The sequence below is a fragment of the Nocardia pseudobrasiliensis NBRC 108224 genome (genome assembly GCF_001613105.1).
GTDB lineage: Bacteria > Actinomycetota > Actinomycetes > Mycobacteriales > Mycobacteriaceae > Nocardia > Nocardia pseudobrasiliensis.
Genome location: NZ_BDBS01000024.1, coordinates 17983 through 43512, shown reverse-complemented (window position 1 = coordinate 43512; position 25530 = coordinate 17983). Strand labels below are relative to the sequence as shown.

Sequence of the window (25530 nt, the reverse complement as noted above, 5' to 3'; positions counted from 1 at the left end):
CCGCATTCTCATATCGATAAGTTGCTCATAGGAAAGCGCCAGATGGGCGCATCTGGTAGATGGAGATAGTAGAAATGGCGTGGAATTTCCGAACGAAGAAGACGAATCGTGTCGAGGTGGCACTGTCCAACTTCTGTGTTTGCGGTCGATGCCGTGGTAAGAAGGGCGCGGTCGCGGCGGTTATCGAATACGCCGCCCTCACTGGTCACGCTGGGAGCCGGGAGGATGTGTTGCTGTGGTTGGCCGACGCCGCGAGCAACAGCGACGGGCGGGAGCGGCTTGGTGAGGCGGTGGGCGATATGATTGTCGATATCGCGAAATACGCTGAGCGGCTCGGGGTTTCCGGAACGGCCGTGCTCGATAGCGCCAGGGCGCGTGTTGAGCGTGAGGCGACAGCGGTTGCGCGCGTAGACGATTCGCGTTGGTACGAGATCGAGATCGGTGGGCTGATCTGGCGGATCGGACATTTCCGAGGTGGGGCGATCGGTGGCGCGCACCAGGGCGTCTGGGAATACCGGGCGCACTGGGGCCGTGATCTGATCGATGACGGCGCGCTGTACTGCCCGCAGTTGATGACTCATTGGGAGGCGGCCGAGATGATCGCGGGTGATCCCGATGTTCGAGAACGGGTCGCCCTGGCCCACAGTCGGGCGGTGGCTTGTCTGGATTCGTTCGCTGGTGCCGGGCGACAGGGATGAGTCTGTTCGTCAGACCGGGTCCGCAGCAGGTCGTGGTATTGCTGCGAGCTGTCGCCGACGCGGTTCGCAATGGTGATGCGGGTGCTGCTCAGGCGGCGGTCGGCTGCGGTTATCTGCATGGGCTGACCGATGTCGAGATTGCGGCCGCGATCGAGTGCGGGCGGGCCGAGACCCCGATTGGTGGGCCGGTGTTGAGTCTCGAGGAATTGCGGCGTCAGCCATCGATGCGGCGATAACTGAATCCGCCCCGGGCGCACGGAAAGGACATTACGTGCGCCCGGGGCGGGGTTGGCTCGGCGCGGATCCGCGAGGCTCGAGCCGGGGTGCCGGGACTTCAGATCGTCACCGGCGGGTATTCAGTTGTGTATTCAGTTGTCCCGCTTACCACCAGCGGGTTCCCTAGGCGAAAGTGCCTGCGGGACGCTTGATTACGTGCCCACGGTTTCGAGGTTAGTGGGCTGGAGGTGGTTGTCACGATGTTTGAACACCCTTCGGAGGGGCCAGCTGCCGTCGGTGTGGGCGGCGCGGGTGGTCAGTTCGGTGGCTCGGTGCTGTAGTGCGGTGGCCTGGTCGCGGAGTTCGGCGGCTTTGCGGGTGGCCCAGTCGCGATAGTTGTCGGAATGGGTTTGGTGCCAGTCGGTTTGGGCGTTCATCAGCTGTTCGGGGGTGAGGGCGCCGATCCGGGGGTGGCGGCGGCCGAGGAGCCAGGCCAGGCGGGCGGCTGCCAGTGCGTCGGCGTCGGCGGTGTGTGCGTCTCCCATGGGGAGGCCGTAGTGGGCGATGGTGGCGTCCAGGCGTCGGGGGCCGGGTCGGTCCGGGTCGACGGCGCGGTCGATGACGTACGGGTCCACGGTGAGGCCGACGTGGAGGGCGGGCCAGTCGAGTGCGCGGCCTTGTCGGTCCATTACGGTGCAGTCGTAGGCGCCGTTGTACATGGCGATCGCGTAGCCGTTTTCCCACGCGCGGCAGAGTTCTCGGCGTATGTCGCGGTATCCGCTCGCGTAGTCGGTTCCTTCGGTGCGGGCTTGTTCGGTGGTGATGCCGTGTATGGCTGCGGCTTCGGCGGGGATGTCGATGCCGGGATTGAGTAGCCAGGTTCGCAGGCGGGGGCCGGTTGGTTCGATCAGTACCAGGCAGGCCGACACGATCCGTGCGGATTCGGGGTCGGGGCTTGTGGTTTCGAGGTCGAAGCCGCCGAGGGGACGCTCGATCCAGGGGCGGTCGGTCATCGTGATTGCCTTCCGATCCGACGTCGGTTCGACGGGTGAATGCCCGGTCGGAACCCAATAGCCTATGAACCATAACCGGCGCGTTGGGTGGTCCTGGCTTGGATTTACAGTTGCCCGGCCATGCACTCGGCATAAGTCGGCGCTGACTACCGCGACCCTGATTCGAGCGAAATGCCGGAAATGACCCGGTGTGCGGGGCGCGAAAAATATTGCGCGTCTGTGTGGTTATGAATTCAGAAGCCTGGGTAGACATGGATTACGAAGCACCGCACCGGAATACCGGACCATCAGAAAGGACACGCTCCATGTTGCTGCCCGTCGTTGGAAGTATTGCTGGTGTCGCCGTTGCCGCAGTGTCGGCTTTCGTCGGCGTCCTACTGGGTGCCGCGGTCGCGATTATCTGATCGCGGAAGACGTTCGTAGTTCGCATTCACGTTTCCCCAGGCCACGCACCTGCTGTGTCGTGTGCCTGCTTCAACGTTCGCACTGCAATTCGCCTACGAAAGGACCTGTCATGTTGCTGCCCGGTGTCGGAAGTCTGCTCGGCGTCGCTGTCGCTGCTGTGGTGACTTTCGCTGGTCTTCTGCTCGGATCTGTGGTGGCGGTTCTGTAATCGACTGCGCGGCCCTGAAAGCACTACCTACCTATTCACAGTCAACCGAAAGGAACGGTCATGTTGCTGCCCGGTGTTGGAAGTCTGCTCGGTGTCGCTGTCGCTGCCGCGGTGTCGTTTGTCGGCTTGCTGCTCGGTTCGGTGGTCGCGGTCGTGTAGTGGTGGGGTGAGCTTTTCGTAGGCCGGGCGCTATCCGGAGGGCGCTCGGCCTACCCATGTCTCCCAGCCTCAGAGCAAACTCGGGTTGGCCGCGCGTATATGCGCTATTGCTGTATCGGGGAACAATTCCCGCGGGTACGCCGTGGCACGGCCGCCGTGGGTCATGAGCACCGTGTGACGGCGGACGGTCAGTTTGGCGATTCTGTCGTATCGGATGTGGCTGTGCATTTCGGCGGTGCGCACCGCGAACGCGTCGGGTCCGAACCTGGTGGCGAGCACGTCGCCGTCGGCGGCGTAAGCGGTGAATCCTCTTTGCATGCGGGCGAAGTCGATCACCGCCGCGGTCAGGCGGGCGGCCAGCACGACGAGAATGATCACGCCCGCCGCGAAGGCACCGGCGGCCAGACCTCGTTCACCGCCGACCACTACGGCGGTGAGTACGAGCGTCACGGCAACGATGGCATTGAGCTGGGTCAGTTGCCGATTGCTTCGCCAGGTGACTGCCCAGGCAAGCTGCGAAGCAGTGTCCGGTCCGGCCGTGACCTGCGCGGTCGGCTGACCCAGCGGCGGGAGCGAGGGCAGCGGCGGCGGAGCGGCGACATCGTCATGTCCGGCTAATCGGGCGCGGAGGTAGTCGATCGCCGTGTCCGGGAACAGTTCTCGCGGGAAGGTGATCAGGGTGTTTCGCATGCGCAAGGTAATCGTTTCCGGCTCGACCTGAATCGCGCGGAAGCGGCTGTGCGGGAAGCGGACCCGGTCGCCGGGGCCTTGCAAGTCGAACGCGTCGGGACCGAATCGGATGGTCATCGACTGCCCGTCGAGTGGGATCACCGCGCGATAGGTCCGCGCCAGCGGCCCGATTCCCATCCACCGCAGGAATACCACGAAGGCAGCCACCGCGGTCACGGCCATCGCGATGGCGTCCTGGTGCAACACCCACAGCACGACCATCAGGACAAGCGGGATCGCGGCCGCCAAGCCCACCAATCGACCGTGTATCCGGGCACGCCGACGGACGGTCGTCATCAGCAGTTCGGCGTACTCCGGTTTACCCACCAGCGCGACGTCCGGCTGCTCCATCGCCGGAATCGCGGACAGCGGGCCGAAACGTCGAGTCTGGGCCGGGTTCGGTTGCGCCGCTTCGGGATTCTCGGTCGCGGACTGTGTCGGTCCGTCGATCTGATCACGCATATCACGCAAACTAGCCCAAACCTGGAGATCTCGCTGGCGTAGCGGTCTGGCTGAGTCGGCCAGGGCCGAGGATGTCGGGGTGCGTCGCTATGTTGTTGGCGATCAAAGGGATTGGGGATAACTGTGACCGAATACAGCTGGGAGCGATTGCTCGAGGATCTGCCGCTGTACCTGTACAGCCACGACGGCACCAACGATGGAAGTCTCGTCCAGATCCGCGACGTCGAGACCGGACATCGGGTGCTGTTCCACAACATGGCTGGAACGAGGTGATCGTGCCGATTCCCGAGGGTCCGGTGGCGGCGGGGCGACTGGTGGACGTGCTTCGGTCGAACCGGACGACCAATGTCGGTTCGATTCACCTCCCCTCGGGAGAAGTGCTGCGGCAGAAAGACGGTCCGATGTGGGGGCCGTCCTCGGTATTCAAGGAAACGCGCGATATGTCGGTGCGGCAGTGCAAGACCGGCTGGCCGAACCATGAACGGTTTCGCAAGGAGATCGCGGCCACGCTGGTCGAGGTGCTGCGGGATGGTTTGGGTGCCGCGCCGCAGCGGCTGCGGTACACGGCGGCCGATAACGACGGCCCGGTGGACGCGCTGTACGGGGGGACTCGGAAGCTGACATCAGTCGCTCCGGATCGCCCGTTTCACCGCGATGCGGCCGAAACCTGCATCGACTGGGGTGATTTCGCCGAGCGGCTGGATTGGGCCATCACGACCTTGCCGTCGGGCCAGGTGCTGAGCCTGCACGCGCCGAGTGAGACAGGCGATGCACCAGCATCGAATTCTTCAGTCAGTTCGAAATCCACAGCCAATGTCTGCTGGGTGGAGCGGTGTCACTCGATCGCGCGGAACTGCACGCTCGGATGGACTCGCTCAGATGGCATCGGGCACCAGAGGATTTCGGTGGCGTCGAGTACCCGATCTGGAAGGGTTCTCGCACACGGACGTTGCAGAACCGCACCCTTGGCGAGCTGGTCCCCCGCACGATAGCGACACTGCGGGATATCTTCGGCGCGCAGCATCCTCGGGAATTGTCTTTCGCCGCAGAGGGTTTGCGCTACCTGGACACCGAGCTCGGCGTGCGACGCCGACGCGACTGAACCGTACATGACCAGCACCGCTCCGCACCTGCGGGCTTGACGTAGTTCCCCGTTTACGTGAAGCTGATGCGAGCGCCATATCTGTGCGCTCATCAGGTCAGTGAGACTTCCTCTCTCTGAATAACTCTCACTCGAAGCCCCGACTCAGCGACCCGAGTCGGGGCTTCACGCATCTCAGCCACATCCCGCCTTTGTTCCCGCCCCGAGCCGTCGGCCGGTGAGCCGCAAGGACCGCCCTCCTGTCGCGCCCCGGCCCTCGGCGGGGGTGTGACCTCCGCCTTTGCATCCCGTCCACCGCTCAGGCCGCAAACATATTGCCGCCTGGGCTTTTTCATGCCCGCATGGAGTGTGATCAATGGCTCCCCAGCCGAACTCGTCGTCCGACTCAACCAAAACCCCCCCACTCGATCCAGGTGCAGCCGCGATATTGGGCGACCCGGCCGCGCGGGCCGCGATCCAGGCGAACAACGACAGAGTCGCCCAGGATCCGGTGTGGTCCACGATTGCCAACCAGCAACAGTCACAGTCTCCCGCCTCGAATTCTCAACCGGGACAGAATTCCTCGCGCCCACAAGCCTCGGACCTCCCGGCCTACAACCCGAACTCCCCAGGCCTGGTCCCCGCCGCGCCGCAACCGGCCCACACCTATCACGGTTACGACCCCAGCGACGGTAGCCGCGTCGAAATCAATGTCCCCGCGGAACAACCCCATTACGCCAGCGACCCCTACCCCGCCACTAAGACTCAGCTGGCCGATGGAGCCGATGGGAAGCCTCGCTACGCGGTTCTGAACCGCGCGGGTGAGTATCTGTACACCATTGACGGCCAGGGCAATCGAGTCTCATCGGGCAGCGACGGCGACGACAGGAGCGACGGTAACAGCACCGCGCTGTTGGGTGCGGGCGCAGGTGCGGCGCTCGGAACCGGCGCGCTCGAGGCAGGGGCGGGTCTCACAGCCGCCGAGCTCGCGACGATGGCAATCGAGGGAGGTGAAATCGGTGCGGCGGTGGGCACCGTCGGCGGCGGAGGCGTCGGAGCTGTTCCCGGTGCCGTCATCGGCGCTGGCGCGGCTGTCGTCGTCGGTCTCGGGCTTACGGCTCTGCACTTCTACCTGACACGCAACGACGACAAGCCCCGTAGCGAATCCGACGATCGCCTGGATCCCAATTCGCTGCCCGATACCCCCAGTCCCAACACCCGACCCGGTGCGACTACGACCGTAACCCCCGGCCCGAACGCGCTGAACCAAGGCAACCCCGGCACTGCGCCGACCACAATCCCCGGACCAGCAAACGATCCGAATACCAACCATCAGCGACAACTGTTCCCCAGTACGAAGCCTGGGCAAGCCTGGGTTCCGGTAGAAGGAACGTACTGGGACGGCAACACCCTGCGATGGGGGCAAGGAAACCCAGAGGGAAAACAGCCAGGCAGTTTCGCCGCTAAGGGCGACGGGAGGATCAGTCTCAGGTCCGAGTTGATCCGCCTCCTGAGCTGGAAATTTGAAGACTTGGACGAAGAGTATCGCCCACCTGTCTTGCTGGCCATGGGCGTCGTCGAGGTCGCCAAGATCTACCGGAACATGTTTTACAAGGGGATCGAAGGTCTGGCCTCAGGACTCGAGGAGCAGAACCCCAACCTCGACATCGATATCGGCAAACTCACCAGCAGCGACAAAGATGTACGCAATGCTCAGTTGCGGGATCTCAGCGACCTCGGATTGCCCACCGCCCCTCTGCAGGCAGCAATCGACGCCTGGTGGAAGGCGAAAGCCCCCGTGGACCGCGCCAAGGAACTGCTTGGTGAGGCCGGAGCGGTCGCGATGCTCAAATCCGACGGCTGGACAGTGAATACTCGGCCCTCTGGTGCGTACACGCATGACCTGGTCGCCGTGAAGAACGGCCAGATCATGGTCATCGAATCGAAAGGTGGCGATCCAGGCAAGCCCAGACCGGGCACCGCTATGGTTCCCGACGGTCCCGACAGCGATACGACGATTCGCGCTCAGCAGATGACCGACCCTTACCTGTGGGGCAAACTCAAGGAAGATGCGGCCAATGATCCAGCCTTCATGCAATGGCTGGTCGACAATGGAGTGTGGGACGCGGTCCAAAATGAAGACCCCGCCCGAGTCGGCTACCGCCTGATCAAAACCGACACCGATGGAAACATCATTATCTACGGCTCCAATCAAGAGCCGGCCAACGGTTGGACCCCCGGCGACACTGTCATAGGTAAGACAACTGGCCAAGAGCCAGGGCATGGCCCCACTATTCACGGAGTAGCGCAACCGCTTACACAACCCGCCCCCTACACCGACAACTCGTTGGGCGGCCTGCTCGGTCAAGCCACAACGTGGTTCGGAGAGCTGGTTCAGGGACGACTGCACGACGTGTCCGCTCTCGCCCAACTCCACATCCCCGTACCCGAGATTCCGGAGTTGCAGCAGGGGTTCTGGAACCGCCGCCGACCGGCAGATCAATCAATGGTGGTTACCATCGCACCCCGCCCAGCATCCGCCCAGGGTGCTCCTTGGGATGAGTGGCTCAAATGTCTCACTCACGGCGCTCATCTGTGAGCGCACCCTTCACGACCTTGTTGTGGAAAGCTACACCCACAGGGGGTGCTGTGAAGCCCCGAACCGCAGCAGCGAGAAAGTACTGTTCATACAGATGCGTACAGACATCGAACGTGCCGCGCAGATCGTGCGCACCGCAACGGAATTCGACTGGACCTGGACCGCGGCCGACCTCCCCGCCTTCAGCGACCTGGTCGGCTGGCAGCTGACCGGTCTGGATCAGACGTATCCCGAACTGACCACCGATCTCGACGTCAATCGTCGCGACACCATGCTGTCGGTCGACAACACAGTCGGAACCGGCGACTCACGTCCGCTCAACCATATCTGGTTCAGGACAACCGACGTGATACTCGACGATACGAATCTGAAGCCCGAGATCGACCGGGTATTCGATGAGCTCGCACAACGGGTGTTCGAGGTGTTGGGGCGACGGGCCGACGAGTGGTGGGTCGAACCCACCCGCGGCCTGCGCTGGCATTTGCCCACGATCGCAGTAGCGGTGACGACCAGTGCTCGCACTGTCTATGTCGAGTTGGTCAGTCCCGAGTATCAGAGATGGCAGGACAAAATCGAGGCCGACGGCGACGAATAGAAGCTGAGTGATCGAGCTCGCCGTGTAGATCGCTTGTGCGGCAACCGCGTGAATCTGGGGCCGGAACCGGTCCTAAGTGAGTAAACAGCACGCCGCATCAGAGAGGCGAGACGACGGATCGAGTGGGAAATGTCCCGACGACACCGAAACCGGCAAAGCCACTGGCCACTCCACCTGCGGACGAAATCTCGGAGCCGAGACTACATGGCGTCGCGCTGCCAATTCCCGCGGTCGCCGGCTCCGAGAACAGACCGCTCGACAACTTGCTCGCCCGGCTCGCAGCTGGCTCCGTGACCTTCGCTGTTGCGATCCCGCCGGTAACTGTCGCCATCGCACAACGCAAGCCTTCCGCCCAGGACACGACCCGAGCGGAAAGCCTCAGGTGTTTGACCTACCTATGAACACGTACCTTCACCGCGCGGTGCGAGGCGGCACCAGCCTCGCACCGCCCCGAACCGGCTTGCCCCACAAAGAAGAGCAGTCCATCCATGCGAGCAGACCTCGACCGTGCCATTCAGGTCATCCAGGGTGCCTTGGAGTTCAATTGGGCCTGGACCGTCGACGACCTCCCCGAATTCGTCCGGCAAGTTGGCTGGCAGCTGGCCAACCTCGACCAGCGCTCCCCCACACTGACTACCGACTTCGACATCAACCGAACCGACGTCATGGCATTCCATGACAACTCAGTCGATCCGGCGCGTCCAACAAAGCGGATCTGGATCTACTTCACCGATGTCATCCTGGATGATGCGAATGTAAAGCCACTGCTGTCCAATGCTTTCGACGAGCTTGCACAACGGATATTCCAGCTCGTCGGTCAACGCCCGCTGGTCGGTGGTGGCAAGATCCGAATCGGATGTTGCGTTGAGACTTGCCCGGACTCGTGCTGAAAATTTCGGTGAGCGACACCTCGGACAACGTTGCGCTGGTCAGCCCCGAATACCAGGACGATATCGATGATCGCATCGACCCCGATATGCACCCTGATCTCGCCAGTGTCTGGACCCCGCGGAGACTAGACTCTCACTTAGGTCACAGACAGGTGTGAGTGGGTGACCTCCACCGAAATCCTCTGGCGTGACCGGGTTTCGACATGCTGTGAGTGGCGATCGCTACTCGTCGGTGGCTGTGGGGACGAGGACAGCACCAAAGTCGAGTAGCTCAAATACCTGACGCACGGCGCCTTCCTGTGAAACGCACTTGCGCTCTCGGGTTATGGGAAGCAACAACCGCTCGTGATGGTCTGAAACCGAGCCGCCACAGCAAGAAAGCAGTGTCCCAAGATGCAGAGAGACATCGAGCGCGCCGCACAGATCGTCCGTGCAGCATCCGAATTCGAGTGGGCATGGACCGTTGCAGACCTGGCTGATTTCAGCGACCGAGTCGGTTGGCAACAGAGCCGACCCGAGGACCGATCCCCCTCCTTGACCACCGATCTCGCGATCGAGCGCACCGACGCCTTGCTGTATATCAACAACAGAGTGAATCCGGACGTGCCGCGGCCGTTGGAGCAGATCACGTTCAACGTCACCGATGCGATCGTCAACGATCCGGGGATGAAGCCTGAAATTGATAGGGTATTCGACGAACTCACGCAGCGCGTGTTCGAGGTGGTCGAGAAGCGCCCGGACGGAAGCTGGGTCGAGCCGACCCGCGGGCTGCGTTGGGATCTTCCTGGCATCGTGGTGACGGTGACCACGAGCAAGACCGGGGTGTATTTGAACTTCATCAGTCCCGCGTATCAGAAGTGGAACGACGAGAACGACGCGAACCTGGAAGAAGACTGAATCGATCCCGGTCGAGCAGAACACATTCCAATGCGATCAGACATCAGTACGGGGTCGCCTCGGAGTTCGATTGGACGTGGACCATCGATGATCTCCTCGGATTCGCGCAGCAAGTTGGCTGGCGAGTGACCGATCTCGACCAACGACCCCCGCACTGACTACCGACTTCGACCTCAACCGCACCGAAGCTATAGCCTCCTCGACAGGTTCCTCGATTGCGGGCCTCGGCCTGTCGATCAGGTCTGGTTCTACTTCACCGACGTGGTCTTGAATGACTCGAGCACAAAGCCGTTGTTGTCCAATGCTTTCGACGCATTGGCGCAGCGGATATTCGTGCTGGTAGGGCAGCTTCCGACAGGATGGTGGTGGCGAGATCCGAACCGAATGTTGCGTTGGGACGTGCCCGGTATTGTTCTGAAGATTACGGTGAGTGATGGCTCGGGCAATGTCTCGCTGGTCAGCCCCGAACCAGGCATGGCAGGACGAAACGATGATTGGATCGAGCCCGAAGCTCATCCCGATCTCGACAGCGTCTGGCCCCAGAACTGACCGCGGCTCCCCCAGTACCCGATGCGACAGGATATCGAGGCCGTGCAGATCTTTTGCGCAGCAATCGGATTCGACTGGCCGTGGCCTGTAGACAGGCCTGGCCATCTCAGCGAGCGACGCGGCTGGCAATTGGGCCGACTCGATGGCCGAACTCCGGTGTTGATCACCAGCCCGCAGTCGACAAGCCCGGTCGCGCGGGCGTTGAAGAATTTCTGGGTAGCCGGTCTTGTGCCAGCGGCAGATATTTGCGCTCATCATGACCTGGGAGACTCCTTCCCGCTGAAGGGCTCTCGCGAAGTCCTGACTCGATCCGAGTCGGGGCTTCACGCATTTCTACTCTTACCACTCAGGCGAAACATCCACCTGCATCCCAGCCATATCTCGCCATCGTTACCGCCTCCTGCCGTCGGCCGGTGAGCAAGTGAGCGACAGCTTCTCCGCTCTCAGCACAGCTCTGACAGCAATCCCAGGCGCGCCGAATCGACATGAACCGGGGGTCGACGCGACAATCGGTTGGAACCTGCCGAACGTGGTCGTCAATTTGTCTGCGATCCCCAATGTCATCAGTCTGGCTATCGTCAATCCCGAATATCAAGCGTGGCTTGATGAACCCGAGGACGAGTAGGAGAGAAGATGAGGCGCCCCGACCAGCCGTGATCGAATCCTCGGTTTCAAGGCTACGAAGCCGTGCTTCCAGACGGCCGACGATGTCCACCTTGAAAGCAGGAATCGGCTGGCCGGCGCACGGACGAGCATCGAATGTCAGGCGAGCCTTCAGTCTTTGAGTCCCAGTTCGATAGCGACGTAAGACATTTCGTCGAGGCGCGATCGTAGAGAAGTGACCTCGACCTGTAACCGCCGTAGGCTGTCGATGCCGTAGACCTCGCGGAAGGTAGTGACCGCACGGTATGCGGCGTTGTTCAGTACTGGTTTGCGCCCCGCTCGCCCGGTTGGTGGCGACCAGAGTTCGAACCTCGGGTAGCTGGTGGTTTCATATGTCCAACCCAACTCCGCCATGCGCCTGGCGGATTCGGCATTGCCAGGGTCGTGGCTGGCTTCGCAACTGAATGTTCCGTTGTACTGGTGTGTGAACTGAATTGTCTGCTGATCGGGAGCGGTGAGAGTGATCGCGCTCTGCGGCATGGTGTGTAGCACCCAGTCGAGCCTGTCGGTAAAGTCGTCCCAGTCCGTGCACCGCGCCGCGGCATTGCGACTTGTCGGCCAGTCGCTTTCAGTGTAAAAGAGCTGAGGTCCTTTGTCATCCCAAGCGCGGGATCGCAGTCGACGCATGTCCATGCCCAGCCCATTACACATGACTGTCACGACGGAAGCGGCGACAGCGGGGTCGCCGTGGAAATATCGCCAGCCGGTGTTCAACTCGTCGGCGTCGTCGGGCCACTACACGCTGTCCCTTATCCACATCCCGGCGGGCTGCTTCTGGATGATGCTGAGGGTGCGCTCGGCGACATCGGGATCTGGCGGGGTGGGTACGGTAATCTTCAGACCTTTTCCCTCCCCGGTGAAGTCGACGAAGTAGCCCGTCTCGAGATCTCGCAGTTGGAAACGTTCATTGGCGGGAATGATGTCGCCGCCAGCGGAGACGTCCGGCTCCAGAAAGTCTGGCATGACCTGGAGTAGCGTTGCCCAGTCTCGTGTCACAGTTCTCCTCCCGCCCAACAGAAATGAGCTTAGCCCGAGCGCGGTGGATGAACCGATGACCGGTACCCCGCGCCTCGACAGTGGACCGCCTCTGCCCAGTTGGCACCTTCTTCTCTCGCTGGGCATGTTTGAGTCGATGAGGCGACCTGGGCAGATCAGTTGCACCGCAATAGAATCCGGCTCGATCGCAGTAGGCGGAGGCGCACCCGTCAGCTTGTCAACGCTTGCCGATAACCGGGTCGATCGCGGTGCCGATCCGGGTGGCGATGCCACACTGATCTGATCCCGCGAAGACCGAGATCACCTCTACGCCCTGCTTCAGTTCCATGATCAGATCGCATTTGGACAGAAAGCCTTCCACCGACTTGGTGTACGCATTGCGGTCGTTGATACGCGCCGCCTTGACCGTTACGCCCTGTGCGATCTTCTGCTCTCTCGCCAGCTCCGACGAATAGGTCAGATTTGAAAGCTGGTCGAACCGCACCGATCCGGCGGGGTTCTTCAGCCCATATACGCAGCTCGGCGTCAGCGGTCCGGTCACTACGGTGTCCTGCTTGCTGGCCGGATCGATTCCCGCTTGTGTCAGCATGGTCGTGCTGAGGTCGCGGCAGGTGTCGAACGGGCCGGAGGGACGAGTCTCTTCGCTGCATCCCGCAAGCGCGATCGCCACGGCTACCGCGACCACGATCCGAGGCCACACGGACATATCTCCCCCTCCAGTGCACGTCTGCCCGCGCAGCTTAAAGCAGCTCGGCATAGCAGACAAATCAGGCGATAGGGGACGGGGACTACCACTGGCTCCACTGCCAATACGGGCCGATCCGGCTGTGCGCGTATGCATTCCGAGCCGGGTGGCTTACAACAGGGTTCAAGCTCGGTAGTTGATGGCGGATTGGCACACTTGCCCGGTCACAGGGCAGAGCAGTGCGTTGTAATCCTCGGCCAGGGAACTGAGCAATCGCTCGTTGGGTGCCCAGTTCCAGTTCAGCCACCGCGAGACGCACAGGACTGTCACAGTGGCGGCACCTGCTTGCTTGGCGGCGATGGCTGCGCCTTGAGCGCTTGCGCCTCTGGTCCACGTATCATCGACGATCAGTACGTTCTTGCCATCGACGGCGGAGCGCCATTTTTCCGGTACCAGGAAGCGGTCCTCGACCAGTTGATGTTTCGCGCTTATGACTGCGCCTGGGCCTGTCTCGAGAAGGAACCGGTCCAGGGGAGAAGTCGGCCCGTCGGGAGATTCCACGGCACGCGCGAGCGCAGCGACGGGATGGCTGGCGTCGGGCCGTTCTCGTGACGGAATGAAGGTGAGGGAATCCCAGGATATGCCGAGCCAGCCTTCGAAGCATGGCCGATGGATTTCGGCCGCGACTCGGACCATCAGTTTCATGTATTCCTGACACTCCGGGGAAGCGGGAGTACCGAAGTAGCCCTTGTACGCCCGGACGACATGGGCGGACTGGTGCGGGCCCCCCGGGTGCTTGCCCTGCGCATAGGTGAGCAGGATCGTGCGGTCGGCCAGTTGGTTTCCGTAGTCGGCGCGGTGGCTGCGGCAGTCATCGCAGAGGTTTCCATTGGCCGGCGCTCGGCATACCGAACAGATGTCGAGAGTGCCAGGGGCATAGGTGTTGCGGAAGAACGCTCCAACGCTGTCGCGAACGAGGCGTCGGACCAGTTGTGCGGCCTCGCTGATCTGGGGGTTCTCATTCATCTATCACTCGGATTCGCGGGCGTCCATCTCAGAAAGCGGGCGCGAGACCTCGATCACGCCGCTGCTCACCGTGCGGAGCCCAGCAACTGGGAGACCATCTCGCGATGATGCAGAATCTTCTGAACGTGCTCGAAGGCCTGTTGTGCCGATTCGGCTACATAGACGCCCGGTTCGTTTTGCAGCGCCCTTCCCCAGGTTGTCGAACCGACCACGGCGGCGTTGATGATGACTGGGCGGCCATGCGCGACCGCTTCGCGTGCTTGGATCCTCGTGCCGCTTTTCTCGCTGGCTTCGACGATCACGGTGGCTGTCCCGTATGCGCTCATGGTGACGTTCCGAGCCGGGAAGGACCACCGCGACGGCGGGTATTCGGGCAGGAAGTGTGTGAGCAACATTCCGCGCTCGGAGATTTCGTTTTGCAGGTCGCGGTTCTCTTGCGGATACACGCGATTCAGCCCGTTGCCGAGCACTGCCACCGTTCGGCCGTCGGCATCCAATGCTGCGCGATGGGCAGCGGTGTCGATTCCTTTTGCCAATCCGGCAATCACCGTCAGGCCGGAGTCGACCAAATATCGGCAGATGGTGCGCGCGAAGGTCAGACCGGCGTCGGTTGCGTTGCGTGAACCGACAACACAGATTCCGATTTCGCCCGGTTTCAGTTTTCCGTGTGTGAATACCATCGGCGGAACCTGACGCACCGATCGCAGCTGGGAGGGATAGGACCGGTCGGTGAAGGTGTGAAATTGGAACGGCGCGCGCTTCCATGTCTGGATGTCACGTTCGGCCTGCTGCAATACCGCCGCATCGCCGCCATCGCCGAACAGATCCTTCGGATGCTCGTCTTCCCACAGCAGCACCGCGCTCCCACGTTCGCTGAGTCGCTCGGTCAGCTTCGACCAATCCACCCGCTTCGACTCGAGCCGCATCATGGCTACCAGCGCCGCACGCTCCTTGTCGTTGCCGAGGAGCGATCCTTCGACCTCGCCACCTTCCCCCTGATGCGCGGCGTAGGAGTGTGTCACCTGACCTCCTCTCAGCTCAGGATCATCGAACATGCATTCGAATTATTGCACTCGGAGGCGACATAGACCGCCAGACTGCCATACTTACGAACTCTACGAGCCCTGCTTCACTGCGGTCGGAAACTTACGAGGCGACAGGCTGGGCTTTTCATGCTCACCAGCTATCCAGGGATGGATACGCGCGCGCCTGCCGGGCTCGCAGCCGCGGGTTCGTCAGTAGCGTGTGGGACATTTGCGCGAGGTGCGACTCCTGCCGATCGGCCAAAATGCCCGAAGCGTTTTCGGCTTGATACGGCGGCTTTCGCAGCTCGGCTCAGTCGTCCTCGTCGCCGGTGAAGGTGTCCTCGACGACCGCGGGGAGGTGGCCCGCCAACCCGCTGGCGGCGTGGTAGCTGATGCCCTCGGAGAGCGCGAGGTGGTAGCCGGTGCCGTGGCGGGCGGGGTCGAGGTAGGCGGAGAAGAGGATGTAGTCGGTGGCCAGGCCGCCGCTGGTTTCGTTGGCGAGCCAGCGGCGGATGGCGCGGTCGAGGTCGTCTCGGGGTGAGAGTTGTTCAGCCACTGGGGTTCTCCTGGCAGTTGTGGTGGAGGACTAGTTCGATGGCGTCGGCTCCGGCGATGGGTTCGGTGAGGCCCTCGAGGAGGAGTTCGCCGCAGCGGCGGCAGGAGTAGGCGTAGCCGTGGTCGCTGAGGATCGGGATGGCGCCGGTGGCTTGCAGGGGGGTGGTGGGCGTGGGGAGGTGGTCGGGGAGGGTGGCGCGGTGGCGGGTGATGGAGGCGATGGGGACGCCGAACAGGCGGTAGACGGTGCGGGTGAGGGTGAGGGTCATCTGCGTTTCAGGGTGGAGTTGTGGCGGGCGATGAGGATGGTGGTGCGGGGGTTGGTGCGGTCGAGTTCGATGACGCCGAATTCGGCGGTGCATTGGGAGTCGTCGCGCCAGGCGATGCCGTTGCCTGCGTCCATGACGTGTTTGATGAGGTTGTCGGCGTCGACGGGGCGGCGGGTGCTGCGGTAGAACACGCAGGCGACGGCGAGGTTTCCTGTCAGTGGTTGTGGGATCGCTTGGGCCAGATGCCATCCGGTGTGTGCTTCGGCGTTGTGGTCGTCGCGGGTGGTGAAGGCGCGGCGGCCGTCGAAGCGGGGGCGTTTTTTGGGGACCGGTTCGCCGGGGATGGTGATGGTGTAGAGCGGTTTGGTGAATGTTGCTGCGGCGGTAAGCAGTTCGGGCGGGGTGGTCATCGGGCGTTTCTGGCGATGACGCGGAGTCGGTCCAGTGCCCGGTGGTAGTAGATGGTGGTGGGTGATTCGGGGATGGGGACGCCGGCCCAGATCATGCCGCCGATGGTGGATTCGTGTTTGAGTGCGTAGGCGGCGCATTCGGGTTTGACGGTGCAGCCGCCGCAGGCACGTTCGAGTTGTTCGGCTTGGCCGCCGCCGCGGTTGTCGGCGTCGTAGGCGGCGTAGTCGTCGGTGCCGCGGCATTTCGCGCGGACCATCCAGTCTCGGTCGTGGGGGGCCATATGAAGTTGTGGGCGCTCTCTATTCCGGGCGTAGGCGGATGCCGCTGTCGAGGAGGGTGCGTAGGCGGTGCATGGCGGATTGGGTGGGTTCGTCGCTCGGTATTGCGCGGTCGAGGATTTGGGTGATGTCCTCGTGCAGGATTTCGGTGTCGAGGAGATGCATGGCGTGCGCCTTCTAGAATGGCGGGGCGTCGGTTGGCTGTCGGGCCGGTGCGGCTGCTGCCCACTGAGGTTGTGCGCCAGAGTTTTTCGTCGCGGACTTGGTGACTTTGGCTTGGGCGTTGCGGAGTGAGGGGCCGATCTCGTCGACTTCGAGTTCGAGGACGGTGCGTTTGTCGCCGTCCTTGGTGTCGAAGGTGCGGGATTTGAGGCGGCCGGTGACGATGACTCGGGTTCCGCGGGTCAGGGATTCGGCGATGTTCTCGGCTTGGTCGCGCCAGACGGTGCAGCGCAGGAACAGGGCTTCGCCGTCTTCCCACTGGCTGGTGGTCTTGTTGAACGAGCGGGGGGTGGAAGCGACGGTGAAATTGGCTACGGCTTGACCTTGGGCTGTGAAGCGTAGTTCAGGGTCGGCGGTTAGGTTGCCGGTGAGGGTTAGGAGGGTGTCTCCTGTGGCCACGGTGGTGGTCCTTTCGGTTGGCTGCTCCGAAAATACCTCACAGTTCATAGCCTATGGGATGTATAGACAGCTAAGCGGGTGGGAGGAACCGAAGACGCAGCGGCGGGGTCGCGGACAAAGCAGGTTCGGTGGCTGCCCTGAATCCGAAGGGCGCAGGGGCGTTCGTAGTCGCGTCTTCTTCACTGCCGCAACGATTTTCGAATCTGCCCAGCGAGATTTACGTTTCCAGCTGCGATGAACCGACGCCGCTGATCCATGGCTTGTTTGATATCGGTCAACGAGTCGAGGTTGTAGTCGAGCGCGATGGACGCCCCTTGCAGATCGGTTACGACGCCCCCTGCCGCATGCAGAATGTAGTGGCCCGGGGAGAGATCCCAGATCGCAAAGCCTTTGGCGAATTCGATCATCGCATCGGACAGGCCAGCCGCGACGTGGCAGAGGCCGATGGACCCGAAATCAACGCCGATGCGGCCGCGGGCCTTGCCGTCTGGCGATTCAGCGCTGAGGGCGGCGAGGAAGTCCTGCTGAGCGGCAAGGGGTTGGAATCGTTGTTCGGGTCGCATGAGGTAGTTCGTCACGAGCGCTGCGGGTAGTTGAACTTGGGAAGGGCGATCGAGGGTGTGTTCGTGGCCATCCCGCGTGAGTAGGAATGCGCGATCGTTGCCGTCTCGGTCCTGGGCTGCGACGTAGACCTGTAGGTGATGGAAAATGTCGCCGACCACGGCGATGGTGGGTCGGGCTTGTCGGCGTGAGTAGACCAGCACGTGGGTGTAGCCGTAGAGGCCGCGAACGGCGAGTTCGCTGGTGTCGAGTGGGTCCACGATGACACACAGGTCTGGGTCGGGGTCGTTGCCGATCACCTCCGGATCGGCTTCCTCGGAGGCGTAAACGAACGACGGGATGTGGCGGCTGAGGAGCTCTTTGTAGCGCTGGTGCATCCAGAGGTCGTAGCCGGACAGGAAGTTGTCGCTGTGGCGGCGGTTTTCGTTCTCGCCGCGGTCACCAGTGAGTGCGGTGGCTACATCGGTGATCTACGACGGCGCCGATCGGTGGATCGCGACGGCACCCTGGTAGGGGGTGGTGGTTGTATCGGTGAAAAGTGATGGCGTGATCTTGCTTGCAGTGCAAGGCTTCTCGTGCTTCGCGGTGCCGCGCTGGAAGAGAGTCGTCGTTACCTCGTGCGTCGAAGGTCGAGCTGTATGCCGCCATCCGGCGAGACGCGCGTGCGGGAATGTCGGGACGCCAGCTCGAGGCCAAGTACGGGGTGGGGTGGCGGACGGTGCGGGCCGCGGTAGACGGGGTATGGCCCGCCGAGCACAAACCGTATCCGCGGCGGGGATCGAAGCTGGATCCGTTCAAACCAGTAGTCGATGAGATCCTGCGAGCAGATTTAGACGCGCCGCGCAAACAACGGCACACGATCAAACGCATCTACCAGCGGCTGATCGACGAACACGGCATGACCGACGTCGCATATCAAACACTGCGAGACTACGTCGCCGTTCGCAAGCCGAAGATCCGGATCGAGGCCGGTCGTGGTCCGGCGCAGGTGTTCATCCCGCAGAGCCATCGCCCTGGTGAGGAGGCCGAGGTCGACTTCGGTGACGTGACGGTGCGGCTGCGCGGCGAACTAGTGCAGGTATACCTGTTCGCGTTCCGGATGTCGTTCTCCGGCAAGGCCGTTCACCGCTGCTTCCTCTCCGGTGGGCAGGAGGCGTTCTTCGAAGGCCACGTGCACGCGTTCACCGTGCTCGGTGGGGTGCCCTTCGGCAAGGTCCGCTACGACAATCTGCGCGCCGCGGTCGCCCGTGTGCTGGGCTTCGCTCGGATGCGTGAGGAAACCGATCGCTGGACCGCGTTCCGCTCGCACTACAACCTTGAGCCGTTCTACTGCCAGCCCGGTATCGACGGGGCACACGAGAAAGGCGGAGTGGAGGGACAGATCGGGTGGTTCCGGCGCAATCATCTTGTCCCCGTGCCGGAGATCGAATCGATCGAGGAGCTCAACTCGATGATCGACATCTGGGACGTCGCCGACGATGCCCGTCGAATCGGCGCCCGGCCTCGGACCATCGGTGAGCACTTCGCGGTCGAGAAGCCACTGCTCAAACCGCTACCTGTCGAGGAATTCGAGACCGGCCGCTGGTTCACCCCGCGAGTCGACCGTTACGCGCAGATCACCGTGCGCACCAACCGCTACTCGGTTCCGGTCCGACTTATCGGCCGCCCGCTGCGGGTGTTACTGCACGCCAACAACTTGATCGTCTACGACGGCCGCACCGAGGTCGCCCGCCACGAACGTCTGCTCGGCCGTGGGCTGTCACGACTGGAGCTCGACCACTACCTGGAAGGGCTGCTGCGCAAACCCGGCGCACTGCCCGGCGCGACAGCACTCGAACAAGCCCGCGCGGCGGGCAAATTCACACCCGTACACGACGCGTGGTGGGGCGCGGCCCGCGCCGCACACGGCACCCGCGAGGGCACCCGAGCGTTGATCGAGGTGCTCCTGCTACATCGGCACATGCCACACGACCACGTCGTCGCCGGACTTGCCGCGGCATTGAAGGCCGGCGCGCTGACCTCGGACGCGGTCGCCCTGGAAGCCCGAAAAATCGCTGATGTCACCCCGGCAGCCGAGACGGTAGTCGAGTTGGACGAACCGGATCCGATGCCGTCACTGACCGAACGTCGCCTGGCCCAGTTGCCACCCGATCGGCGTCCGCTTCCATCGGTGGCCGTCTACGACCAACTTCTTCGCCACACGCCCGTCACGGAAGGAAACACCAGTTCATGACTTCCACGACCAGCACGCCCCGCCGCCACGGCATGACCGAACAGGCCGCCGACGCCGCGGTTGATCAAGCCTGCCGCATGCTGCGGTTGCCGACGATCCGCACCCAATTCGGCGAGATCGCCGACACCGCGACCAAAGAGCAGATGACCTACCGGGCGTTTCTGGCCGAGCTGTTGTTGGCCGAATGCGACGACCGCGCCCGCCGACGCTCCGAACGCCGCATCCGCGCCGCAGGATTTCCACGTGACAAGTCGTTGCGCGCCTTCGATTTCGACGCCAACCCCAACGTCGACCCGGCCACTGTCCACACCCTCGCCAAATGCGAGTGGATCCGCAAAGGTATGCCGCTGTGTCTGATCGGCGACTCCGGCACCGGCAAGAGCCACCTGCTCATCGCAATGGGCACCGAGGCGGCGATGGCCGGATTCCGGGTGAAATACACCCTCGCCGCCAAGCTGGTGAACGAGCTGGTCGAAGCCGCCGACGACAAGGTGCTCACCAAAACCATCGCCCGCTACGGCCGCGTCGATCTCCTCTGCATCGACGAACTGGGCTACATGGAGCTGGACCGTCGGGGCGCCGAGCTGCTGTTCCAGGTGTTGACCGAGCGGGAGGAGAAGAACTCGGTGGCGATCGCGTCCAACGAGTCGTTCTCCGGATGGACGAAAACCTTCACCGACCCGCGGCTCTGCGCCGCGATCGTCGACCGGCTCACCTTCGGCGGGCACATCATCGAAACCGGCACCGATTCCTACCGGCTCGCCCGCACCCGAGCGATCAAGGGATGACACCGTTCATAGCCTTGGGTGACGCCGAAATTCACCGATACAACCGTGGTCATCGGCTCTCGAGTGCCGTCGGCATTCGCCGATAGATCAACCACGCGTCCGACCAGTTACGGCTCTCCGCGACCGTCCCGCGGCCCGAACGAGTCCAGTGCTTCAGCGTCCGACGCACGCGCGTGAAGGAAGTAGTCGCACCACTGCGCGGCCTCCGGATATCCCGACGACGTCACCACTTCAGCGCTGGCCGCAGCCGGATCGAACACGGTGCGGCGCAGCTGGACACCGGGCCCCAGCAGCGCCCAATGCGCGCCCGGCCGGCCATACGGCATCCCCACGCTGCCCGGATTCACCACGAACCGTCCGTGCGCGAGGCGGGCGAAAGGCATGTGGGTATGTCCACAGACCACCGTCTCGACACTGTCCGGCAGCCCGGCCAATACCTCCGCCCAGCGATGCAGACGGGAGTCGACCAACACCACCTCCTCGTCATCGCGCGGGGTTGCATGACAGAACAGAACCTCACCGAGGCCCTCGATACCCAGCGTCACCGATTCCGGAAGCCCCGCCAGCCGCTCCACCTGGTCCTCGCGCAGTCGCTCGGCAGCCCAGACCCCGATCGGATCCGGAATCGTGCTCCTGCCACCGCGCCGATACTCCACCAACTCCCGATCAGCATTGCCTCGCAACAAGATTACCCGCTCGCCCAGCACCGCCAGCCGGTCGAGTACTTCCCTCGGCTGCGGTCCGGCAGCGACGTCACCCGCCACCACAATCCGCTGCGCTCCCACCACATCCGGCTCCGCCAGCACCGCTTCCAACGCCGGGAGCACACCATGCACATCCGCCACAACGGCGACTCGCGAGTAAGTCATCATGCCGCCATCCTCACCGTTCGAGATCATTCGATGCTCCGATTACGGGCACCACCCCTGACGCTGCAAGGGTCCGACACGCCGATCCCGCAGTGACACAACGATTCTCTGCCGTCAATTTCCACCGATACGACACCACCCCCACACCCCAGAACGACGCCACCATTCACCAACAAACGACGTCAGACTTCACCGGCATAGCCAAGTGCGGCCTCGACGAGTCGAGGCCGTATCTCGTCCATGGCTTGGCGGACCATGGTGGTGATGTGCTGAGCGCGTTCGGGGATCGCGCTGGGGTTGTTCACTTGGTGGGCCCCTTTCGGGTTAGCGCAACTCGAGCGGCGGTTCGATTCCAGGCGGATTCATAGTGGCGGCGACGAATACGGCCTCGAACTTGGCGGCGCGCATAATCTCGGCGCCGGTCAGATCGTCGAAGCTGTCGACGGCGAGGTCACGGTCCTTGGTCATAGCCCCGAAAACGGCGAAGTAGAGTTCCGCGCCGGGATACCGCGCCCGGATCTGACAGGCGAGGTAACCGATGACATCGGCGTGTTTCACTTCGAAATCGCAGATGACGATGGTGGGTTCGGCTCTGGCGGTGGGGAAGAAGGAGGCTTCGTCGAGATCGATGCCATCTCGGATCTTGTTGCAACGCAGGTATCCGATGGGACATCGGCCGAAGCGGGCCGATGCAAGGAATGTAGCCATCACCAGCCCGGCTTCGTTGACGCCGAAACAGATGTCTACATCTAGGCGTTTGCCGACGTTCTTGATCTGCGTCGACAGCCGTTCGACGCCGAGCCCGAAAGTCTTCCACGTCAGGTCGAGCAATCGCCCCGGGTTCGGGTTCGGGTTCGGCAGGGTGTACACGCAGATTTCCGGGTTTCCGTACTCGACAGTCGGCACGGTGAGGGTGAACTCGCAGCCCTCCTGACCTGTCGGGTCGGCCGCATGATGCTCGCTCCGTGGGAGCAACTGCGGCTGTGTGGATGAAATCCTTCGTCCCGGGCCAGTGTCAGTGTCGAATTTTTTGAGGGACAGCTGGTCTTCGATCGGAAGCCGTTCGTAGGCTTCGGCGATCAGCGCGGCGGGCGAGATTGGTTCATCAGCGACGCCCAGGGGCCGCGGCCATAGGCGGCGCACAGGATCAGCAGGCTGGACAACGACGGTGGTGAGCCTTGGCCTCGACCTCGCGCCCAGGATTCCCATGCGTTGATCGTGGTCCCGCCGAGGCTCGTCTGATGACCAGTGACCTCGTTATAGCGCTCAGCGGCACCGTCTCGAGATAGGCCTGCGGCGTAGCGGTGCGCCGGCAGCCTCGGCACATCCGGGTACCGCGCCATTAGCTCCGTCGCTGCCAAAGCCACTGAGCCGAGCTGGGTCCAGAGCTTGCCGCCCACGGCTGCGATTGCCCTACCGCGCGCTTGTGGACTGACCGGACTCTGCGGTCGTGCGGGATTCGTATTGGGTGGGGTCGCGGAGACTTCCACAGTGAGTGGCCTCTCTTGTCCGGAGACAACGCCAACGCACTCAGATTACCCATTCGGATGGGCAAGCCTGGACCGGCAGGGCGGCATAACAGTCGAGAACAGCCCACAACCTCGGTGATTGTCGCACTGTCACGCAGGTGCCCCGAGCTGCCCTTGAATGCGACGGTGAACCGACGCTGCAGCGATCCCGAAGCCATGGGGCTTGAGTGGCGTGAAGGCTCCAGTTGTCTCGACCGAGACTGCCTCACCGCCAAGCGGATTCACACACAGCCTGATCCTGCGACAGCAACGGTTTTTGACCGCGGGTTTGATCCACACGTTCCTAACGCGGCCCGGATCTACGACTACCTACTCGGCGGAAAAGACAACTATGCGGCGGATCAGCTTGTGGCACAACGGATGTTGGCGATCGCTCCTGATACCCGCATGTTGGCGTGGTTCAGCCGTCAATTCCTGATCCGTTGTGTCGAGGATGCGCTGGATGAGGGCATATGGCAGTTCATCGACTTGGGTGCGGGTATTCCGATATCACCGGCGGTTCACGAAGTTGCGCAGAAGTGTGACCCGTTGGGCGCTCGTGTGTTGTCGGTCGACTACGACCCGATGGTGTTCGCCCACGCGAACGCGATGATTCCTGAGGATCCGGCAGTGCGGTCGGTGTTGGGCGACCTGCGGGATCCGCTGCTGATCGACCAGTTGCGCGACGAGAAGGTTGTCGACTTCGACCAACCGGTTGCAGTGATGTGTGTCGGCGTTCTGCACCACATCATGGACGGCGAGTGCCCGGGTGAGATCCTCGGCCGGTTTCGAAAAGCGCTGGCCCCGAACAGCGTCCTTGCCGTCACACATGGTTCCTCCGACAGTGATCGCGACTTCGTCGAGAGTGTGATTCGCGACACCGCCTGCAGCACAGCTGCATTCCGCCTGCGATCTGACGATGAAATCGTCGCGCTGCTTGACGACTTCGAGATCCTGCCGCCAGGCGTGGTGACCATTCAAGACCGGCTCGGCGGAGACCTGCCGCCGACAACGTTCCGAATCGTCGGTGGAATGTGCTACGTGCCGTGAGGTGAACAGACAAATCTACTGCAGCACAACAATATCCAAAAATTACAACGAGACGCAGGGTGGACGATCTTGTCCGGCGACTGTCGACCTACTGGGACGAGCCGGTCCCAGGCCCTGGCGAGCACGGGGTGCGACGGTTGGACGGCTCGGTGATCATCCGCCGTGACGACGATCTGAGTGTCGTCAAGCGGTATAACCCGAACGCGAGTTGAATGTCGTCGAGAAACCTAGGTGGGCCAGCCGTATTCGCTGAACGATGCGGTGGCCCCGGATAGAAATGCTCGGATACCTGTGGCTGCGTATTCGATGATGTCCATCGTGTGCAGTTCGTCGAACGAGACCCATTGGAGGGCAGGGCATTTGTCTGGTTCTTTGTTGGTGGGGTTGCCTTGCCAATGGGTGGCGTGGAAGAAGATGCCCAGTCGGGGTTCGTGGCCGGAACCGGTTATGTGGGTTATGTGGATGGCTTGGAGGTCGGAGGGGTTGATGGTCAGGCCGACCTCTTCGTAGGCCTCTCGGGCTGCGGCTTGGGTTAGGGGTTCTGCGGGGTCGAGTTTTCCGGAGGGGAGGTGCCAGCGGGTGGTGAATTCGTCTTGGCCGCCTCTTTGGGAGAGGAGTAGGTGGTTGTTGCGGGTTAGGAGGACGTGGGCGTCGATGAGGTGGCGGGCTGCCATGGGTTGGGCTCCTGGCTGGTTGGGTGTGCTCGGGGACGCTACGCCTGGGTGATGGTTTCGCTTGTTACCCATCCGGGTTGGGCTGTTGTGGCGAATGGATTGTCGGTGCTTGTTGTGGCCGCGGTGTGCTGTGACGAGGGCCGTCCGTGTCAGGTATCGGGAAAGGGGTAGGGGATGTTGGGTCGGAAGGTTTCGGTTGTCTCGTTCGGGGTCGCGGCGCTGGCTGTTGTGTTGCTTGCCGGGCCCGCTGGGGCGGCGCCTCTCAGTGCGGAGCAGAAGGAGCTGGCTGGGAAACTGAAGCCGGAGGTGAGTGAGTGTTTGAAGGTTGTTGCGGGGATCCCGCGAGATGAAGTCAAGCAGTTCATGGACTCATTCGGGAAGTGCATGAAGGAGAAGATGTTCGGCTCCGATAGTCAATTCAGTGAAGCGGAGCAGGACATGCTCGCACCGCGCCGGGGTCCATGTATCGAGAAGAGTCAGGACAGCAGTGAGGGCGACAGGTATAAGTTCGGTGATCAGTTCTTGAAATGCATGATCGACGCTTAGTCTCCGGCGGTGGGTGCCCGGGCCGGGTACCCACCATGCGGCGGATCAAGCTGCTGGCGTGAGGATTTCCGACGCCTGAGCGCGGTCGTGGATCGAGTGGCGCGAGATGCGGAAGACCAGTTCGAATTCGCCGTCGGAGTCGCCGATGACCGGTTGGGTGGTGCGGATTTCGGGGCCGTGGGCGATGGTGAAGACGCAGGAGCGGGTGTCGGTGGTGATGACTATGAGGTGTTCGTTGCCCCAGATTTCGAGTTCGGGTTTGGTGGGCATG

The 25530-nt window shown here is 62.6% G+C and carries 34 protein-coding genes; 14 read left to right on the top strand and 20 right to left on the bottom strand.

The genetic code is table 11. The features are described 5' to 3' along the window. The first annotated feature begins 239 nt into the window (after positions 1-239). Both NP4_RS20140 and NP4_RS20135 read left to right on the top strand, forming a co-directional pair. Positions 240-698, top strand: a complete 459-nt coding sequence (locus NP4_RS20140; RefSeq protein WP_147287952.1) for a hypothetical protein — start codon at positions 240-242, stop codon at positions 696-698. Then, positions 695-934, top strand: coding sequence for a hypothetical protein (locus NP4_RS20135; RefSeq protein WP_067999955.1), 240 nt, complete (start codon positions 695-697; stop codon positions 932-934). The genes NP4_RS20140 and NP4_RS20135 overlap by 4 nt, the downstream gene beginning before the upstream one ends. 192 nt (positions 935-1126) lie before the next feature. Here NP4_RS20135 and NP4_RS20130 read toward each other — a convergent pair whose 3' ends face one another. Together NP4_RS20130 and NP4_RS20125 are read right to left on the bottom strand one after the other, a co-directional pair. After that, a complete protein-coding gene (locus NP4_RS20130) occupies positions 1127-1927 on the bottom strand; it encodes an exonuclease domain-containing protein (protein ID WP_067999953.1) in 801 nt (266 codons plus the stop codon). An 841-nt stretch (positions 1928-2768) separates the two neighbouring features. Further along, the gene (locus NP4_RS20125; RefSeq protein WP_067999950.1) at positions 2769-3890 is read right to left on the bottom strand and encodes a hypothetical protein; all 1122 of its coding nucleotides are present in this window, start codon (positions 3888-3890) and stop codon (positions 2769-2771) included. A 123-nt stretch (positions 3891-4013) separates the two neighbouring features. Here NP4_RS20125 and NP4_RS41045 point away from each other — a divergent pair, with 123 nt between their 5' ends. After that, entirely contained in the window at positions 4014-4163 is a 150-nt protein-coding gene (locus NP4_RS41045; protein ID WP_156524927.1) for a hypothetical protein, read from the top strand. A 373-nt stretch (positions 4164-4536) separates the two neighbouring features. Here the strand turns inward: NP4_RS41045 and NP4_RS43590 are convergent, their stop codons facing one another. Further along, positions 4537-4698, bottom strand: coding sequence for a hypothetical protein (locus NP4_RS43590; protein ID WP_507762158.1), 162 nt, complete (start codon positions 4696-4698; stop codon positions 4537-4539). A gap of 24 nt (positions 4699-4722) precedes the next feature. On the opposite strand from NP4_RS43590, the gene NP4_RS43585 reads away from it, so the two are divergent. The 7 genes from NP4_RS43585 to NP4_RS41030 all read left to right on the top strand — a co-directional run bounded on the left by NP4_RS43585 (position 4723) and on the right by NP4_RS41030 (position 11126). Beyond that, complete coding sequence (locus NP4_RS43585; RefSeq protein WP_507762157.1) at positions 4723-4992, top strand: hypothetical protein; 270 nt, start codon at positions 4723-4725, stop codon at positions 4990-4992. A 355-nt stretch (positions 4993-5347) separates the two neighbouring features. Then, positions 5348-7570 (top strand): hypothetical protein, encoded by a 2223-nt coding sequence (locus NP4_RS41040; RefSeq protein ID WP_147287950.1) that lies wholly within the window; start codon positions 5348-5350, stop codon positions 7568-7570. A 94-nt stretch (positions 7571-7664) separates the two neighbouring features. Then, positions 7665-8165, top strand: a complete 501-nt coding sequence (locus NP4_RS20105) for a DUF6301 family protein (RefSeq protein ID WP_067999942.1) — start codon at positions 7665-7667, stop codon at positions 8163-8165. Between the two features lie 488 nt (positions 8166-8653). Then, positions 8654-9055: a DUF6301 family protein gene (locus NP4_RS20100; RefSeq protein ID WP_067999941.1), complete on the top strand. Its 402-nt coding sequence runs from the start codon at positions 8654-8656 to the stop codon at positions 9053-9055. A 393-nt stretch (positions 9056-9448) separates the two neighbouring features. After that, a complete protein-coding gene (locus NP4_RS20095; protein WP_147287949.1) occupies positions 9449-9952 on the top strand; it encodes a DUF6301 family protein in 504 nt (167 codons plus the stop codon). Between the two features lie 132 nt (positions 9953-10084). Beyond that, positions 10085-10501, top strand: coding sequence for a DUF6301 family protein (locus NP4_RS41035; RefSeq protein ID WP_255285528.1), 417 nt, complete (start codon positions 10085-10087; stop codon positions 10499-10501). 421 nt (positions 10502-10922) lie between these two features. Then, on the top strand, positions 10923-11126 hold the full coding sequence (locus NP4_RS41030) for a DUF6301 family protein (RefSeq protein ID WP_147287947.1): 204 nt from the start codon (positions 10923-10925) through the stop codon (positions 11124-11126). 149 nt (positions 11127-11275) lie between these two features. Here NP4_RS41030 and NP4_RS20090 read toward each other — a convergent pair whose 3' ends face one another. From NP4_RS20090 to NP4_RS20040, 12 genes are all read right to left on the bottom strand, one after another. After that, the gene (locus NP4_RS20090; protein ID WP_147287946.1) at positions 11276-11878 is read right to left on the bottom strand and encodes a TY-Chap domain-containing protein; all 603 of its coding nucleotides are present in this window, start codon (positions 11876-11878) and stop codon (positions 11276-11278) included. A 21-nt stretch (positions 11879-11899) separates the two neighbouring features. Continuing rightward, positions 11900-12127: a hypothetical protein gene (locus NP4_RS20085; RefSeq protein WP_147287945.1), complete on the bottom strand. Its 228-nt coding sequence runs from the start codon at positions 12125-12127 to the stop codon at positions 11900-11902. A 250-nt stretch (positions 12128-12377) separates the two neighbouring features. Further along, entirely contained in the window at positions 12378-12845 is a 468-nt protein-coding gene (locus NP4_RS41025; RefSeq protein WP_169813774.1) for a hypothetical protein, read from the bottom strand. Positions 12846-13028: 183 nt separating this feature from the next. Further along, a complete protein-coding gene (locus NP4_RS20075; RefSeq protein ID WP_067999931.1) occupies positions 13029-13871 on the bottom strand; it encodes a hypothetical protein in 843 nt (280 codons plus the stop codon). A 65-nt stretch (positions 13872-13936) separates the two neighbouring features. Next, a complete protein-coding gene (locus tag NP4_RS20070; RefSeq protein WP_169813773.1) occupies positions 13937-14893 on the bottom strand; it encodes a DNA-processing protein DprA in 957 nt (318 codons plus the stop codon). A gap of 313 nt (positions 14894-15206) precedes the next feature. Continuing rightward, a complete protein-coding gene (locus NP4_RS20065; protein ID WP_067999929.1) occupies positions 15207-15452 on the bottom strand; it encodes a hypothetical protein in 246 nt (81 codons plus the stop codon). Next, positions 15445-15720: a hypothetical protein gene (locus tag NP4_RS20060; RefSeq protein ID WP_067999927.1), complete on the bottom strand. Its 276-nt coding sequence runs from the start codon at positions 15718-15720 to the stop codon at positions 15445-15447. Before NP4_RS20060 ends, NP4_RS20065 begins: the two co-directional genes overlap by 8 nt. Further along, complete coding sequence (locus tag NP4_RS20055; protein WP_067999925.1) at positions 15717-16130, bottom strand: RusA family crossover junction endodeoxyribonuclease; 414 nt, start codon at positions 16128-16130, stop codon at positions 15717-15719. The genes NP4_RS20060 and NP4_RS20055 overlap by 4 nt, the downstream gene beginning before the upstream one ends. Continuing rightward, entirely contained in the window at positions 16127-16411 is a 285-nt protein-coding gene (locus NP4_RS20050) for a WhiB family transcriptional regulator (RefSeq protein WP_082876054.1), read from the bottom strand. Before NP4_RS20050 ends, NP4_RS20055 begins: the two co-directional genes overlap by 4 nt. A 19-nt stretch (positions 16412-16430) precedes the next feature. After that, on the bottom strand, positions 16431-16574 hold the full coding sequence (locus tag NP4_RS41020; protein WP_156524926.1) for a hypothetical protein: 144 nt from the start codon (positions 16572-16574) through the stop codon (positions 16431-16433). Between the two features lie 12 nt (positions 16575-16586). Then, complete coding sequence (gene ssb / locus NP4_RS20045; RefSeq protein ID WP_373863850.1) at positions 16587-17030, bottom strand: single-stranded DNA-binding protein; 444 nt, start codon at positions 17028-17030, stop codon at positions 16587-16589. Between the two features lie 179 nt (positions 17031-17209). Further along, positions 17210-18061: an inositol monophosphatase family protein gene (locus NP4_RS20040; RefSeq protein ID WP_255285526.1), complete on the bottom strand. Its 852-nt coding sequence runs from the start codon at positions 18059-18061 to the stop codon at positions 17210-17212. 164 nt (positions 18062-18225) lie between these two features. Between NP4_RS20040 and istA the strand changes: the two genes are divergently transcribed. Continuing rightward, on the top strand, positions 18226-19824 hold the full coding sequence (gene istA, locus NP4_RS20035; protein ID WP_114755651.1) for an IS21 family transposase: 1599 nt from the start codon (positions 18226-18228) through the stop codon (positions 19822-19824). Beyond that, complete coding sequence (istB, locus tag NP4_RS20030; protein ID WP_067999916.1) at positions 19821-20612, top strand: IS21-like element helper ATPase IstB; 792 nt, start codon at positions 19821-19823, stop codon at positions 20610-20612. The genes istA and istB overlap by 4 nt, the downstream gene beginning before the upstream one ends. Before the next feature lie 107 nt (positions 20613-20719). Here istB and NP4_RS20025 read toward each other — a convergent pair whose 3' ends face one another. The 3 genes from NP4_RS20025 to NP4_RS41015 all read right to left on the bottom strand — a co-directional run bounded on the left by NP4_RS20025 (position 20720) and on the right by NP4_RS41015 (position 22690). After that, on the bottom strand, positions 20720-21484 hold the full coding sequence (locus NP4_RS20025; protein ID WP_114755650.1) for a metallophosphoesterase family protein: 765 nt from the start codon (positions 21482-21484) through the stop codon (positions 20720-20722). 179 nt (positions 21485-21663) lie between these two features. Continuing rightward, positions 21664-21786, bottom strand: coding sequence for a hypothetical protein (locus NP4_RS42670; protein ID WP_255285525.1), 123 nt, complete (start codon positions 21784-21786; stop codon positions 21664-21666). 19 nt (positions 21787-21805) lie between these two features. Further along, positions 21806-22690, bottom strand: coding sequence for a hypothetical protein (locus NP4_RS41015; RefSeq protein ID WP_147287944.1), 885 nt, complete (start codon positions 22688-22690; stop codon positions 21806-21808). 434 nt (positions 22691-23124) lie between these two features. Between NP4_RS41015 and NP4_RS20015 the strand changes: the two genes are divergently transcribed. Further along, positions 23125-24039, top strand: coding sequence for an SAM-dependent methyltransferase (locus tag NP4_RS20015; RefSeq protein ID WP_245997844.1), 915 nt, complete (start codon positions 23125-23127; stop codon positions 24037-24039). A 227-nt stretch (positions 24040-24266) separates the two neighbouring features. Here NP4_RS20015 and NP4_RS20010 read toward each other — a convergent pair whose 3' ends face one another. Beyond that, entirely contained in the window at positions 24267-24713 is a 447-nt protein-coding gene (locus tag NP4_RS20010; protein ID WP_067999912.1) for an NUDIX domain-containing protein, read from the bottom strand. A 174-nt stretch (positions 24714-24887) separates the two neighbouring features. On the opposite strand from NP4_RS20010, the gene NP4_RS20005 reads away from it, so the two are divergent. Then, entirely contained in the window at positions 24888-25259 is a 372-nt protein-coding gene (locus NP4_RS20005) for a hypothetical protein (protein WP_067999910.1), read from the top strand. A 45-nt stretch (positions 25260-25304) separates the two neighbouring features. Here the strand turns inward: NP4_RS20005 and NP4_RS20000 are convergent, their stop codons facing one another. Then, positions 25305-25529, bottom strand: a complete 225-nt coding sequence (locus NP4_RS20000) for a hypothetical protein (protein ID WP_067999908.1) — start codon at positions 25527-25529, stop codon at positions 25305-25307. Between the last annotated feature and the right edge of the window lies 1 nt (position 25530).

Excerpts from the sequence above, each read along its gene's own strand:
- istB (WP_067999916.1), top strand. The coding sequence starts at position 19,821 with ATGACTTCCACGACCAGCACGCCCCGCCGCCACGGCATGACCGAACAG.
- NP4_RS20050 (WP_082876054.1), bottom strand. The coding sequence starts at position 16,411 with ATGGCCCCCCACGACCGAGACTGGATGGTCCGCGCGAAATGCCGCGGC.
- NP4_RS20025 (WP_114755650.1), bottom strand. The coding sequence starts at position 21,484 with ATGATGACTTACTCGCGAGTCGCCGTTGTGGCGGATGTGCATGGTGTG.
- NP4_RS20010 (WP_067999912.1), bottom strand. The coding sequence starts at position 24,713 with ATGGCAGCCCGCCACCTCATCGACGCCCACGTCCTCCTAACCCGCAAC.
- NP4_RS41015 (WP_147287944.1), bottom strand. The coding sequence starts at position 22,690 with ATGGGAATCCTGGGCGCGAGGTCGAGGCCAAGGCTCACCACCGTCGTT.
- NP4_RS20130 (WP_067999953.1), bottom strand. The coding sequence starts at position 1,927 with ATGACCGACCGCCCCTGGATCGAGCGTCCCCTCGGCGGCTTCGACCTC.
- NP4_RS20095 (WP_147287949.1), top strand. The coding sequence starts at position 9,449 with ATGCAGAGAGACATCGAGCGCGCCGCACAGATCGTCCGTGCAGCATCC.
- NP4_RS20075 (WP_067999931.1), bottom strand. The coding sequence starts at position 13,871 with ATGAATGAGAACCCCCAGATCAGCGAGGCCGCACAACTGGTCCGACGC.
- NP4_RS20000 (WP_067999908.1), bottom strand. The coding sequence starts at position 25,529 with ATGCCCACCAAACCCGAACTCGAAATCTGGGGCAACGAACACCTCATA.
- NP4_RS41020 (WP_156524926.1), bottom strand. The coding sequence starts at position 16,574 with ATGCATCTCCTCGACACCGAAATCCTGCACGAGGACATCACCCAAATC.
- NP4_RS20060 (WP_067999927.1), bottom strand. The coding sequence starts at position 15,720 with ATGACCCTCACCCTCACCCGCACCGTCTACCGCCTGTTCGGCGTCCCC.
- NP4_RS20125 (WP_067999950.1), bottom strand. The coding sequence starts at position 3,890 with ATGCGTGATCAGATCGACGGACCGACACAGTCCGCGACCGAGAATCCC.
- NP4_RS20055 (WP_067999925.1), bottom strand. The coding sequence starts at position 16,130 with ATGACCACCCCGCCCGAACTGCTTACCGCCGCAGCAACATTCACCAAA.
- NP4_RS20135 (WP_067999955.1), top strand. The coding sequence starts at position 695 with ATGAGTCTGTTCGTCAGACCGGGTCCGCAGCAGGTCGTGGTATTGCTG.
- NP4_RS20085 (WP_147287945.1), bottom strand. The coding sequence starts at position 12,127 with ATGCCAGACTTTCTGGAGCCGGACGTCTCCGCTGGCGGCGACATCATT.
- NP4_RS20005 (WP_067999910.1), top strand. The coding sequence starts at position 24,888 with ATGTTGGGTCGGAAGGTTTCGGTTGTCTCGTTCGGGGTCGCGGCGCTG.
- NP4_RS20100 (WP_067999941.1), top strand. The coding sequence starts at position 8,654 with ATGCGAGCAGACCTCGACCGTGCCATTCAGGTCATCCAGGGTGCCTTG.
- NP4_RS20105 (WP_067999942.1), top strand. The coding sequence starts at position 7,665 with ATGCGTACAGACATCGAACGTGCCGCGCAGATCGTGCGCACCGCAACG.
- NP4_RS41040 (WP_147287950.1), top strand. The coding sequence starts at position 5,348 with ATGGCTCCCCAGCCGAACTCGTCGTCCGACTCAACCAAAACCCCCCCA.